Raw genomic sequence first — 14,301 nt, forward strand, 5'->3', positions numbered from 1 at the left:
CTTAAATTATTTTTTTACGATTTGATTATTACTAATTTGTAATAATGCTGTTAATTGTTCAATCATTTCAGCTTTTTTAGCTTTTTTTAAACCAAATTCGCTGGCAATTTTTTCTAATTGATCAACTTTTAATTTTGTTAAACTTTTTTCAAGATCATTGTCAATAACTCCAATACTTGCAAAAGCTGAGTTAGTTTCTTCAATTACTGGAGCTTTTTCAACAGGAGTTGGGACTGGCGTCTTAACTGGTTTTTCAACGACTGGTGCTGTATCAGTAACTGGTTTTTCAACGACTGGGGCAACAACTGGTCTTGGTCCTGATTGTTCACGACGTTCTGGACGATTAAAATCTCTTTTTCCAAATTCACGACGTTCTGGACGATTATCATCACCTTCACGGCGAACAAATTCACTTGGTTTAAATTGTGGTTCTGACATTTTTAAGCCCATAGCATCACCATATAAATCAGCAATATGATGAGTAATAATCGCAATTGCTCTTGTTGTATCATCATTAGCCGGAATGATATAATCAATACCATCAGGATCAACGTTAGTATCACAAATTGCAATAACAGGGATTCTTAATTTTTGTGCTTCCTTTACAGCAATGTATTCTTCTTTTGGATCTACGACAAATAATGCTTGTGGTAATTCTTTCATTCCTTTGATTCCACCTAGGAATTTTTCTAATTTTTCTTTTTCTTTTTTAATTAGAATTTGTTCTTTTTTTGGTAATAATTTTAATTCGCCATTTTTTTCCTGACGTTCAATATTTCATAAGCGTTTAACACGTAAGTGGATTGTTTTTAAGTTAGTTAATGTACCTCCTAATCAACGTTGATTAACATAGAAGTTTTCACTACGTTCTGCTGCATCTTTGACAATTCATTTTGCTTGTTTTTTTGTTCCAACAAAAAGGATTTTACCTTTTTTTGTTGCTAATGTTGCCATTAATTTTTTAACATCTTCAAGTCTTCATAATGTTTGTTGTAGGTCAATAATATGAACCTTATTTTTTTCTCCATAAATATATGGTTTCATTTTTGGATTTCATCTTTTTGTTTGATGACCAAATTGTGCTCCGGCTTCCCAAAGCATTTCTCTTGTTAATTCTTTTGCCATTTTCAGTTTTCTCCTTTTCGTTTCTGCTTCCATCTACTTCTAACATTTACCACTTTATATTAAAAATAAAGCACTCGACAAATGAATTCATAAATGTGTCTGTATAACCATAAATTAAGTAAATACAACATATGAATTATAACATAATTTTAAAAAAGAAAGCACTATTTAGTAAAATAGTGCTTTTAAAAAATAATAAATTTGGCTGTTTTTTTGTTTTTTTATAAAAAAATGTTTAAAATTAAAGTTTGTTTTTCAAAAGAGTTACATTTTAATTTCTTAAATGTAATTGATAACCCTCCGCAAGGGATTTAGGGGAAAAATTAAGGTTAGCAAAATTTAATGTCTGATTAAGCATAATAAGGAAAGAATTTTTGTCCAGTTCCACTACCATCTTTTGATTTAAAACGTGCATTATTTTTAAAATTTCAACAAAAACAATAATAGTAATCAAAATTTGGGTTGGAATAATAATAAATAAAATAGAAGTAATTAATTTTGAAAAAGGTCGATTTTTAATATTTTCAAAATACGGAATTGCAAGAGAAAATTTTGATAAGATATTAATACTAAAAAACATGATAATTAAAAACCAGAATTTTAAAAGTTTTTTTGGACCAAATAGTTTTGACACTAAAATTCCGACAGGAATAAAAATAAATAAATCATTTAAAATAATTATTAGTAAGATAATGAAATAAATGGGATTAAAAACTTCATTTAAAATATTAAAATTATTTAAAATCGAAGCGCCCAAAATAACGATTGGTAAAAAATAACCTATTCTTAGTAAATTATTAACTATTTTTCAATTACCCAATATTAGCGATAAACCAATTGATAATTGAAAATAATTAAAACAAGAAATTGTAACTAAAAAATATTTAATATTAAAAGTTTTTGTTTCAATATAAAAACTCTTTCAAAGAACATCTCCTAAGAAAAATATTACAAAAGCGAAAATAATTGTTGCGATTTTAATGATTTTATAATTTATTTTTTGGTTAGGTCGATTACAAAAATATAATAAGTACCCTATTGCAAAAATTGAAATCATATAAAGGCTAGCAAAAACTGAAACCAATAAAATAAATTGGAAAGAATCTTTTTGGGAATTTGCAAAATTATTTGAAAAATTATAGTAATCCAAAAAGTGAATAAAATTATTTTCTCAACGGTTAAACATTAATACCCTCCCTTATTATCGGCAGTATGATTTAAAAATATGTTATAACTCCAAGGCAATTTAATTATTTTCACTTAAAATTACAACAGCAACACTATATTCTTGGTCATGACTAATTGAAACATTTAACTGCTCATTTTGTTCAAGTTGAACTCCCTTAACATCTATTTTTTTATTATTACTTAAGATTATACTAATTTCGTTTAAAACAATCTTTTCACTATTAATTGCTTTAAAAATTGCCTCTTTAGCAGCCCAGCGACCAGCTAAATACTCAATTTGACGATTTAAGTTATTAATTTGGGAATAATATTGATACTCAACTGGTGATAAAAGCTTTTTAACAAATTCAGGACTTGGTTTTATTCGATTATTTTTGACAATATCAATTCCTACATTTTTAATCACTTAAATAACCCCAATTCAGTATTATATTAACTATTTTGATACAAAAATATTTTAACCTATTTTTGAAAATAAACCAAATATATTTTAAATTTTATTGTTTAATAAAATTTTTCGTTATAATTAAAATAATAAAGGGGGCTTTTTAATGGAAAATATTAGTTTCAAAAATGTCGATTTAAATATAATTAACCAAATTATTGCCTACTATACCAAATACGAAGTCCCTCAACGTGATCAAAATAAAAAAAATGTTTTTCAAAAAGACGGAATAACAATTACAATTTACCAAACAAACACTGTTTTGTGACAAGGCCCCAAGGCGATAAAAGCCGCAGCGTACTTTTTTCCGATAAATGCAAGAAATAGCCCCCCTCAAAATCAACCTATTGCTTATAATACACCAAATATTATTGGAAATGATGAGGTTGGTGTTGGAGATCTATTTGGGCCCCTAGTTGTTTGTGCAACTTCATTTAGTAGTGCAAGTGTAAAAGCATTAAGTGCCTTGCCAATTAAAGATAGTAAAAAATTACGCGATAATGTTATTCTAACATTAGCGCCACAAATTAAAGCACTTGTTAGTTATAGTATTGTTATTATTAACAACGAAACATATAATGCTTTATTCAATAAATATAATAATTCTCACATTATTAAAGCCCAAGGTCATAATCAGGCCTTAATAAACTTAATAACAAAATTAAATCAGCGCCAAACTATTTATATTGATCAGTTTGTTAATCCAAAAAAATACTTTGAATATTTGCAAGACCAAAAACAAGTTATTAAAGAAAACGTTAACTTTTTAACCCATGGTGAAGAACAAATTTTGGCAATTGCTTGCAGTGCAATTCTTGCACGGGCAACTTTTTTAACCGAGATTAAAAAATTGGAAAGTAAATTTAACATTGCGTTACCATTAGGAGCTAGTGCAACAACAAAACAATTAGGAAAAAAATACAAAAAAATTTTCCCCCCCGAGCAATATCGACAATTTATCAAAGATCACTTTAATGTAGAACCAAAATAAAAAGTTATTGCTAATATTTAACAATAACTTCAACGGGCGATATCATTCGACAATTAATGTTTGCAAGGGCAAACATTTTTTTAACAGCCTGATTATCTTCGGTTTTATCATATTTATCATTATCATAAATTACTTCTTTAATACCGGCTTGAATAATTAATTTAGCACATCCTGAGCAAGGAAATAAAGTCGTATAAATTCGACAATTATCTAAGTTTGTTTTAGCACTTAGAATTGCATTTAATTCAGCATGTGCAACATACGGATACTTTGTTTCTAAATATTGTCCTTCACGACTTCAAGGGAATTCATCATCATTTAAACCACGGGGCAAGCCATTATAGCCTGTTGCAATAATTTGATTAATATTATTAACAATGCAACTACCAACTTGGGTATTTGGATCTTTACTGCGCATTGCACAAACATGAGCGACACTAAGAAAAAAATTATCTCAACTTAAATAATTTTCCCGTTTTTGCTGCTGAATTGTTGCCATTAGAATTTAACTCCTTGTCATAACTGATATAATGCATTAGTTTGTTCTGACAATATTTCTGGTCATTTTTCTTTTGGTAACTGATAATAATTGCGTAGCATATTTTCAATTGTTCCTTTATCAATTAACCCTAATTGTCAATATTTAATTAAAGTGTATATTGTTTCAGGGCTATATGGGGGAACATAAGGACGAATTAAGAAACAAACTAAAATCGTAATAATTGCTCCAAATAAAATAATTAATGGATAAATTAACATTGTTCAACCATTTTTTTGTTTCAAATTAACATCAAATAAAAATGAAATCGCACTACCAATAAAAAAGGCAACTAAAACTATTAATAAAGCCATAAATTGGCCAGTAAAAATTGGAAAAACAATTAATCAAATTGGAACAATTATTGTTCTTTTATTTGAAACTAGTTCTGCCAAATTATCTTTACCATAGTTATAAGTAAATAGCCCCCCTCATAATAAACTTAAAATAATTGATGACCCGGCAAAAATAAAGTTTGGCATTGTTGATGATAAGAATAATCCGACTAACGGAATCCCAAAAATTAAAATAACCACCATTCGTCAACGTCCTAAAATTGCTTCGGTAAAACGCGCAATTAAGAATAATAGAAAAACATTAATAATTGTTGTAAAGATATCCGCATCATAAATTCAAAAAGTTCATAAACGCCATCATTGATTTGATCAAACTAATAAATCACGGTTAATCCCTCCAAATAATAATTGGAGAATTGATGATGGTGTTTGATTACTTATTCCTAGTAAATTAGCGCCAAATAACATAATAAATAGTGGAAAAACTAATAAAACAAAAGAAATAATTCAGGTAATAACCAAATTATTGTAACTTAGTTTTTGGCTTAGTTCTTTTAAATGCTTGGTAATATTACTATCAGGGTCATTAATTTTATCCATTAATTCCTCTGGTGATAATGCCCCCACATTTGAATTTTCAATATTCTCAGTTAAAATATTTGCTTTGGGATAAAATTCTTGTAGTTTCGCTGCATAATTTGTTTTATCAACCGCTAAAATAACATCCCCATCTTCTTTTTTAATAATCTGAGAACGATCTTCGGTTAAAACAACTGATAATACGTTTAATTTTGCCCGTTGTTGTTTTTTTGATAAAAAACCTTTCAAACTTACCACAACTTCATCATCAATAATAAATTCATTTAAATCTTTTTCAAAATTATCTATAATCCGAATAATTTGAAACTGCTTATTATCGATTTTGTAAAGATAAACATTATTATTACTGCGCGCTTTATTTTTATAAACAGTATATTTTTCCTGCTTTAAAAAATATTCTACTAATGATAACTTATCCTTATCAAAATTTGCCATATTATCACCTACTCTTTCTCTCGTAAACTTGCCAGTTTTTCGCTAAACTCTAATGGTAATTCACTAGTAATTTTAATTATTTTACCAGTGCGAGGATGAACTAACTCTAATTCATATGCATGTAAATATTGCCCAAATGGTTCTTTTTTATCACTTAAATAACCATAAGTTGGATCTCCATAAACAGGATGATTAATATATTGCAAATGAACTCTAATTTGATGAGTTCTTCCTGTTTCTAACTCACACTCTATATAAGTATAATCGCTAAAGCGTTCAATTACAAGTATATTTGTCACAGCTGGCTTTGAATTTTGTCCCGTCACAGCCATTTTTTTACGATCAAAGGAGCTGCGACCAATTGGAGCATTAATTTTAGCCCTATTTTCACTAATTACACCATGAACTAAAGCGCGATAACGACGATGCAAGGTTTTATTTTGAATTTGTTTTTGCAAATGCTGATGAGTAAAATCGTTTTTTGCGACTACTAATAACCCTGTTGTTTGACGATCAATGCGATGAACAATTCCCGGACGTAATTCCCCACTAACTGTTGACCAATTAACATCTAATCCTAATAAGCCATTTACCAAGGTATTTTCATAATGTCCTGGGGCAGGATGAACAACCAAACCATTTGGTTTATCAATTATCATTAAATCATCATCTTGATACATAATTTTTAAATCCATTACTTGGCCAACCAATTCTTGGTTAGCTGATATTTCTGGGGTATTAACTTCAATTTCATCATTGATTTGTAATTGGTAATTACTACTAACTTGTTGATTATTAACGCTAATAAAACCTGTTCGAATTAAAGTTTGAATTTTAGTTCGTGATAATGGTTCAGCGGATGTGACAAAATATTCGGTTAAATATTTATCAAGGCGCATTTGACTAGTACTAATAATCTTCATTATTCTTCTCTTTCTGGGTGGGCAATTCCCTCTTTATGATATTCACGATAATATTTGATAATACTGATAATAACTCCAATTACAATGACAACAACTCCAAATGTTACTCACATATCAGCTAAATTAAATATACTATAGGGAGGAAATAACACTCAGGCCAGAAAATCAACAACACCACCATTATTTCACATTCGGTCAACCAAATTACCAAAGCCACCAGTAACAATCATTACTAAACCAACTATAATAACTTTTTGATTAGCATATAGAAATAATAGTAACGCTAAAACAGTAATTAAAACAGCGCCAACGATTGTTCCGGCTAAATTATCAGCATTAGCCCCAAAGGCAATTCCCTTATTAATAATTAACTGAAAATTAATAAAACCATCTAAAAACGGAACTTGAACATTATAGGGTAATAAATTAAAAGCCAATTGTTTTGAAATAATATCTAAAGTTAATAAGCCACAAAAAATTGGCAAACAAACAATGAGTTTATACTTTCAAAGATATTCTCTTAATTTAAAATGTTCCTTAACATCATTAAAAAACTGTTTTGAGCGTGCTGGCATTTTTTCTTCTCCTTTTATTTATTAATTATTATCTCATAATTTCTTAATTTAAGATATCAAAACAACGCAAACAAATTTCATTATTTGCAGCTAATTTATCAACAATCATTCAACAACGAGCACATTTTGACCCGTTTTTTGGTTGAACTTGTAAATAACTTGTTTCATATTCATTTAAATTAGTGTGATCATCAGTAAAGCTAACTGCACTAACAATAAAAATTTGGTGTAAATCAATAATATTCGCTAATTCTTGATATTCTGGTTTCAAGGCAATTGTTACTTGGCATTCTAATGACTTATTAATAATTTTTTGTTCACGACAAACTTCTAATTCTTTATTAATATCATCACGTAATTTTAAAACTTTATTTCAGCGATAAATAATTTCAGGGCTAACTTCACAATTTAAATCATAATTATCTTCTAAATGAATTGATGGAGCTTTATCAGGATAATTAATAAACTGATGGGTTTCTTCTGTGGTATGGGGAATAATTGGTTTTAAAACATCAATTAAAACACGATAAATTTGGTATAAAGTTGTTTGTACTGCACGACGGCGCGGCGCATTAACTTTTTCAATATATAAAATATCTTTAATAAAATCTAAATAGAATTTTGATAAGGTTGTAATAACAAAATTATTAATTAACGTAAAGACAGTATTAAAATTAAAACTTTCATATCCTTTAATTACCTTTTCTTGAAATTCTTTTGTTAAATGTAAGACATAGTTATCAACTTCACTTAAATTTGGACTAAAATCTTGGTTAATATCAAAGTCCGCTAAATTTGCTAACATAAAACGTAAAGTATTACGAATTTTTCGATAAGCTTCGGCACTTTGTTTAATAATATCAGGGCCAATTTTAACATCATCTTGATAATCAACTGAAGCTACTCACATTCTTAAAACATCAGCCCCATATTGTTCGGCAATTTCTAAAGGACTAATAATATTACCCAGTGACTTACTCATCTTACGGCCCTTTTCATCATTAACAAAACCATGGGCCACAACATTACGATAAGGTGCATGACCCGTTGCAATAACCGAAGTAATTAAAGATGAATTAAATCATCCTCGGAACTGATCAACTCCTTCTAAATACAATTCAACTGGATGATTATAACCACGGTTTTTAATCACAGTTAAATTACTTGAACCACTATCAAATCAAACATCCATAATATCTTGCTCTTTTTTAAAGTTTTTATTTTGATAACTTGCTGGTAATAATTCATCAGCTGATCATGAAAATCAAATATTTGTTGTTTGATTAACTTTAAAAAGATTAATAACATGGTCAATAATTTCAGCATTAATTTGGGGGGCATTATTTTCATCATAAAAAACAATAATTGGTACTCCTCAAAGACGTTGACGCGAAATACATCAATCTTGACGGTTAGCAATCATATTGGCAATCCGTTTTTCACCCCATTCTGGGAACCAATTAACCTGACTAATTTCTGATAATAATGCTGGTTTAATTTTATTAATCGCTACAAATCACTGATCTGTTGCCCGATAAATTACTGGTTTCTTTGTTCGTCAATCAACCGGATGTTTATGCTTAATAAACTTTAATTTTAATAATTGATTATTAGCTGCTAAGCGTTCCCCAATTATCTTATTAGCATCTTCATAAAATAATCCAACTAATTGGTCATCATTAATGGCTTTTGTATATTTTCCTTCGTTATTTAATGGTGCATAAACTTTAATATTATTTTGGCGGGCAATTAAATAGTCATCTTCACCAAACCCAGAGGCAATATGAACAATTCCTGTTCCGGTTTCAGTTGTGACATGATGGCCTAAAACAACAGCTGTTTCGCGTTGATATAATGGATGGGCTGTTATTGTGTCCACGAGATCATTTCCTCAGCAAGTTTTAACAACTGTTACACTTTCTCATCCTAAAGTTGTTGTTAAAAATTCTAATAAATTTTTGGCAACTAAATATGATTGTTCACCAACTGTCACAAGAACATACTCAATTTCCGCCCCAACAGCTAATAATTGATTCATCGGAATTGTTCATGGCGTTGTTGTTCAAATCACTATTTTCGTTCCTACTGGCAATTCTTTACTTGTTAAAACATCAAAAGTAACATAAATTGAAGGTGATGCTAATTCTTCGTATTCAATTTCTGCTTCTGCTAAAGCTGACTCACTTGAACATGATCAATAAATCGGTTTTAAATCACGATAAATTAAACCATCAACAACCATTTTTTTAAATAGTTCTAGCTGTCCCAATTCATAATCTAACGTTAATGTGACATATTTATCATCAAAATCAGTTAATAACCCTAGTTTATTTAACTGATTAATTTGATTGGTAATTTGACCCTGTGCATATTGGGCACAAATTTCGCGAAATTCAACGGGCGAAATTGCTTTGCGATCAACGCCTTGATTTACAACCGCTGTTTCAATTGGTAGCCCATGAGTATCTCATCCGCAAATAAAAGGACTGTAGTTTCCTTTTAAATTATGATAGCGGACAATAAAATCTTTTAAAATTTTATTTAAAGCATGGCCAACATGCAAATTACCATTAGCATATGGAGGCCCATCATGCAATAAAAACTGTCGTTTGTCACGGTTTTTCGTATTACTTAATTGAGCAACATTTAATGTTCGTCATTTTTCTTGCAATAATGGTTCTTTTGTTGGCAAGTTAGCTTTCATTTCAAATGCAGTATTTGGAGTCAATAAGGTATCTTTGTAGTTCATGTTTTTTCCTTTCCTAATAAAAAAGTAAGTGATATAAGAGTGTTAAAAACACGGTACCATCTTACTTCATAAATATTTTGTAAAATATTTATCTTTTCTTTTCATGTTAAGTTGTTAAAAATAACTGATAATTTAACAATTTTTATAATTAGCTCGCATCACCCTAATCTTGCTGGAATAAAATCTTTGTTAAACCGTGGTTTATTTTTCTACTTTAATCATATCCTATTTTATTTAATTTTGTTAATAATTTCTTTTTTAATCATTTCTGAAATTCGTGTCCCATCATTAATTGCAAAGGCATAAATTTTTTTATTCCGTTCAAGAAAATCATCAATTGCTTGTAAAACCGCTTGGGGATTTGCCCGATTTTCATCAATTTCATCTAATAAATTGGCAATTTCCTCTTTAAAGGCATATGAGAAGTCAACGGCTTTCATAATAATCCGCCCGGCATTATGACTGGCAACTTCAAAAGCTTCATGGGATTTTTCAATATTATAGCGTGAAACTTCTTCTAACGATTGAACTTCAGCTATATATTTTTTTAAATTGTCATTTTCTTGCTGCAATTCTGTTAATTGCTGTTTTTGTTGGGCAAGAATTTTTTCTAGTTGCTCCAGTTGACTCATTTTCTCACCTACTCATATTTGGCAATTTCAATTCGAAAATTATCATTTTTCAATTGATTAATATCTTGAATTAAAAATCGTCCATATTTTTTTATCGATAATATCATACCATAATTAATGTTAAAAGTCCTACGATTGTTGACTGAAAAGTCGACATAAACCATTTCTTTTTTAATCATTGTTTGAGCCATGGTGCGAGATAAATTACAAATAGCACTAACAATCGCATCTAAGCGTAAACTTTGGGTCACCTTGCTAAAGGTTTTAAATTTAATAATCATTTCCACCGGACCAGGCGCTAATGTAAATTCTAATCAACGATTTTGGCATTCTAATGGACCAGATAAAAAAATGGGACTATTTTTTGTTAACACACTTAAATAGATTTTGTCTTCGCTAAGGTACAAATCGCCAAGGATTTTTTGGTCAAGTTGGAGGTGATTTAAAAAATAACCAACCAGGACATTATGCTTGAAAAGACTATCTTTTGGTTGGGTTGCAACTAATAACTGGGTGTTATTAACTGTGCTATTAACCGTTACTGTTACACGATAACTATTTAAAAAAGGACAATGTATTGTATAGTCCTTAATTTGTGCTTTTTTAAAAACACCACGTAAGATATTTAATTGGGCTAAGGTAATAAAATCTGTTGTTACAATTTGACCGCGCTTTGCTTGTTCACATCATCCTTTTAACTTATTAATAAAAGCTAAATCATTTTGATAATGTTGGGATAAATATGCTTTATCGTCCACCTAATCTCCTAAGACAAATTCATATGTCTGATTTTCTAAACGTCGAGCTGTTCCAGCAAAACTATACATTACCCCACTAATAAAATCAAGTAAGCGAATCCGTTCTTCTTTTGGTAAATGCTCTAAATGAACAATAATTTGGCCATGTTTTAGCAATAAATCCGCAATTTTAGGAGCATCATTAAAGTCCTTCGCCGTATATCCGGTTGTTTTGATTTGATCATTTTCGCCGTCTTTTGTTACTACTGGAGTTTGTTCAATATTCAACCCTGGTTCAGTAAAACTAACTTTTTGGAGTGGGGTTGAAGTAAGATTAGGATTTGTTTGCTCTTCTTGTTGGTGATCAACAGATGATGTTTGTTCTGAAAAATCTATTTTTTGTTGGGAAAAATCTAAGTTATTACTTTTCTTTTTTGAAAAAATTCCCATAATTAATTATCAACTTCTGCGAACAAATGGTGGTAAATCATCATCGTCATCATCATTTTGGTCATCTTGTTCTGGATTAACATGCTCACGTCAGGCATTAATCCGGCGATTAGCATTTGCTGTTTCCCGTTCAGCATTTTGTTGTAAATTATTGAAATAGCTTGGTCGTTTACGAATATTTTCACTATCAACTTCCTCATCTGTATGATTATTGTTTGATCCTTCATATTCTTCTTCACTACCGGTTTCTTGCGGATATTCATTATAATTATAGGCTTGGTGATCATCATCAAAGCCAGTTGCAATAACAGTGACAATCATTTCATCATCTAAATGTTCATTAACAGCTGTTCCAAAAATAATGTTAACTTCCCCACCAATTGCTTGTTTAACAATATCAACAGCATCATTAGCATCATTTAATGTTAAAGTATTTCCTCCAGTAACGTTAATAATTGCGTCTTTTGCCCCACGGATTGAGGCTTCTAATAATGGTGAGATAATTGCTTTATTAGCCGCTTCAATTGCTTTGTCTTTTCCTGAACCAATTCCAATCCCAAATAAGGCATTTCCCTTATTACGCATTACGGTTTTAATATCAGCAAAGTCTAAGTTAATTAACGACGGTACGGCAATTAAATCAGTAATTGTTTGTACCCCTTGGCGTAAAATATTGTCTGCTTCTTTAAATGAATCTTTTAGTGGTACTCCCCCAATTACTTCTAATAAACGGTCATTTGAAATAATAATTAGCGAGTCAACATATTTTCGTAACTCTTCTGTCCCTTGAATGGCATAACTATTACGGGCACGACCTTCAAATGAAAATGGTGTTGTAATAATTCCAACTGTTAAAGCTCCTGCTTCTTTGGCGATTTTAGCGATGATTGGGGCAGCTCCTGTCCCAGTTCCTCCCCCCATTCCAGCGGCAACAAAAACCATATCAGCATCTTTTAATGCTTCTCTAATTTCATCGGTTGATTCAATTGCAGCTTGACGGCCAACATCTGGGTTGGCTCCAGCTCCTAATCCTTTTGATGTTTCTTTTCCTAAAACAATTTTGTTCTTTGATTTTGAAACACTAATAATTTGGGCATCTGTATTTGCAACAATAAACTCAACACCTTGTACACCAGCTTCAATCATTCTATTAACAGCATTGTTTCCACCGCCTCCAACGCCAATTACCTTAATTGAAGCGACTTGTTCATAATTGTCAAAATTGTCCATCGTTTAATTCCTCCGCTTTATATTCTTATTTAAATATATTGTACTATTTTATTTAAGGTTTTGGTACAAATTTTGTTGATATTGTCCTTGTTCACCAAATTGGTTAACTGGTAATGGCCTTAAATATGTTCCTTGATTTGCTGTTGCATTTTGTCCTACTTCTGGCTGTTTTGCTGTTGGAGCCAGATATGTTACAAAACGTTGATCAACAGCTTGTAAACTTGTTCCACTAACTTTATTAGCTAAATGTTGATAATAAATGTTCCCTAATAACCCGGTACATCATGCTTCACGCGCTCCGATTGTTTCAGGTAAATAAACACTTAAATTATAGTTTTTATTCATTACTAATAGTTGTTCTTTAAACCCACTAATTTTTAGAATATCCCCAACAACAACTAGGGGGTAGTCATATTTTTTTAGCGTTGTGGCTAATTTTTGGTTTAAATGTTCGATTTCTTCTTCTAATACCCGATTAACAATTATTGTTAAATCATGGTGGGTAAAGTTTAATTGTGTTTGTTGTTCTGGTAAGTATTTACTATAAATAACCAGATTATCTTTTGATTTATTATTTAAATTAATTATTTTATATAGATATTTGCTTGCTTGTTTATAATCACAATTCATCACTTGACGTAAACGCATTATTATTTTTTTAATTCCACCCGGAATAATAATTTGTTCACATAATGTCTCACGGACAAAGATATGTGCTTTGATGCTATCATAATCTCAATCCACAATTGTAATCCCATTTTGGAGATCTAATGGTGAAGCGATATTTCAAGCAAGACTAAACGATTCTGGTAGGATACCCATTACTTCTACCTTTGCATACTTCAAAACATTAAAGATTCCTTGTATGATTTGTTTTTTTGTTACATAGACAATTGCTTTGATGCTAACTTTATGAGCAGGAAAGTCAATTGGTGGCGCCATTACCGCCTTTTGTTCATTTAGGATGTAGCGGTATGGTCGAATGAAAAAGGTTGTTTCATCATCTAATAATGGTACTTCTTTTGCTAGACCAATCAAAGCATCAATATCATTTTTTGTTATTAATCGATTTGTTGTTAGATTTAGCATTTTGGTTGAAGTTTTAATTTTTAAATTGTGTGATGGAATTGAAACAGCAACACGTTGCAGATCAAGTCCTAACTGACGATTAGCATCTTTAATTACAATACTTAATTCTTTGGCCATATTTTTTTCATCCATAATTTTGCCATTTTCACAAAAACGATACTCTAAATGTTTTTTGTAAAGGACTTTAATATTTGAATTACTATAAATTCCAACCATAAAACTAAAACTATACTCTTTAATTTCTAAGACGGCATAAACTTCTTTTAGTTTGTAATCCATATCCTCTACCTTCCTTTCT

The 14,301-nt window shown here is 30.2% G+C and carries 14 protein-coding genes; 1 reads left to right on the forward strand and 13 read right to left on the reverse strand.

What is annotated here, in order from left to right; translation table 4 throughout:
- Window positions 1–6: 6 nt before the first annotated feature.
- From rpsB to SCHRY_RS03255, 3 genes are all read right to left on the reverse strand, one after another.
- A complete protein-coding gene (rpsB, locus tag SCHRY_RS03245; protein WP_016339041.1) occupies window positions 7–1,125 on the reverse strand; it encodes a 30S ribosomal protein S2 in 1,119 nt (372 codons plus the stop codon).
- A 271-nt stretch (window positions 1,126–1,396) separates the two neighbouring features.
- Window positions 1,397–2,311, reverse strand: coding sequence for a hypothetical protein (locus SCHRY_RS03250; protein ID WP_016339042.1), 915 nt, complete (start codon window positions 2,309–2,311; stop codon window positions 1,397–1,399).
- A 60-nt stretch (window positions 2,312–2,371) separates the two neighbouring features.
- Entirely contained in the window at window positions 2,372–2,719 is a 348-nt protein-coding gene (locus tag SCHRY_RS03255; RefSeq protein ID WP_016339043.1) for a holo-ACP synthase, read from the reverse strand.
- 145 nt (window positions 2,720–2,864) lie between these two features.
- On the opposite strand from SCHRY_RS03255, the gene rnhC reads away from it, so the two are divergent.
- Window positions 2,865–3,749: a ribonuclease HIII gene (gene rnhC / locus SCHRY_RS03260; protein ID WP_016339044.1), complete on the forward strand. Its 885-nt coding sequence runs from the start codon at window positions 2,865–2,867 to the stop codon at window positions 3,747–3,749.
- Window positions 3,750–3,759: 10 nt separating this feature from the next.
- Here the strand turns inward: rnhC and SCHRY_RS03265 are convergent, their stop codons facing one another.
- From SCHRY_RS03265 to SCHRY_RS03310, 10 genes are all read right to left on the reverse strand, one after another.
- Complete coding sequence (locus SCHRY_RS03265) at window positions 3,760–4,248, reverse strand: deoxycytidylate deaminase (protein WP_016339045.1); 489 nt, start codon at window positions 4,246–4,248, stop codon at window positions 3,760–3,762.
- A complete protein-coding gene (locus SCHRY_RS03270) occupies window positions 4,248–5,618 on the reverse strand; it encodes a rhomboid family intramembrane serine protease (RefSeq protein WP_016339046.1) in 1,371 nt (456 codons plus the stop codon). The genes SCHRY_RS03265 and SCHRY_RS03270 overlap by 1 nt, the downstream gene beginning before the upstream one ends.
- Window positions 5,619–5,626: 8 nt before the next feature.
- Window positions 5,627–6,541 carry an RluA family pseudouridine synthase gene (locus SCHRY_RS03275; protein ID WP_016339047.1) on the reverse strand — a complete coding sequence of 305 codons (915 nt, stop codon included), beginning with the start codon at window positions 6,539–6,541 and terminating at the stop codon, window positions 5,627–5,629.
- Entirely contained in the window at window positions 6,541–7,116 is a 576-nt protein-coding gene (lspA, locus tag SCHRY_RS03280; protein WP_016339048.1) for a signal peptidase II, read from the reverse strand. Before lspA ends, SCHRY_RS03275 begins: the two co-directional genes overlap by 1 nt.
- A gap of 43 nt (window positions 7,117–7,159) precedes the next feature.
- Window positions 7,160–9,865, reverse strand: coding sequence for an isoleucine--tRNA ligase (ileS, locus tag SCHRY_RS03285; protein ID WP_016339049.1), 2,706 nt, complete (start codon window positions 9,863–9,865; stop codon window positions 7,160–7,162).
- Window positions 9,866–10,095: 230 nt separating this feature from the next.
- Window positions 10,096–10,497, reverse strand: coding sequence for a hypothetical protein (locus SCHRY_RS03290; protein ID WP_016339050.1), 402 nt, complete (start codon window positions 10,495–10,497; stop codon window positions 10,096–10,098).
- Between the two features lie 8 nt (window positions 10,498–10,505).
- Complete coding sequence (locus SCHRY_RS03295) at window positions 10,506–11,255, reverse strand: hypothetical protein (protein WP_016339051.1); 750 nt, start codon at window positions 11,253–11,255, stop codon at window positions 10,506–10,508.
- Entirely contained in the window at window positions 11,256–11,684 is a 429-nt protein-coding gene (locus SCHRY_RS03300; protein WP_016339052.1) for a cell division protein SepF, read from the reverse strand.
- Window positions 11,685–11,690: 6 nt separating this feature from the next.
- Complete coding sequence (ftsZ, locus tag SCHRY_RS03305) at window positions 11,691–12,914, reverse strand: cell division protein FtsZ (RefSeq protein WP_016339053.1); 1,224 nt, start codon at window positions 12,912–12,914, stop codon at window positions 11,691–11,693.
- A gap of 48 nt (window positions 12,915–12,962) precedes the next feature.
- Window positions 12,963–14,282 (reverse strand): cell division protein FtsA, encoded by a 1,320-nt coding sequence (locus tag SCHRY_RS03310; protein ID WP_016339054.1) that lies wholly within the window; start codon window positions 14,280–14,282, stop codon window positions 12,963–12,965.
- Window positions 14,283–14,301 lie beyond the last annotated feature (19 nt).

The organism is Spiroplasma chrysopicola DF-1, from assembly GCF_000400935.1.
Taxonomy (GTDB): domain Bacteria; phylum Bacillota_I; class Bacilli_A; order Mycoplasmatales; family Mycoplasmataceae; genus Spiroplasma; species Spiroplasma chrysopicola.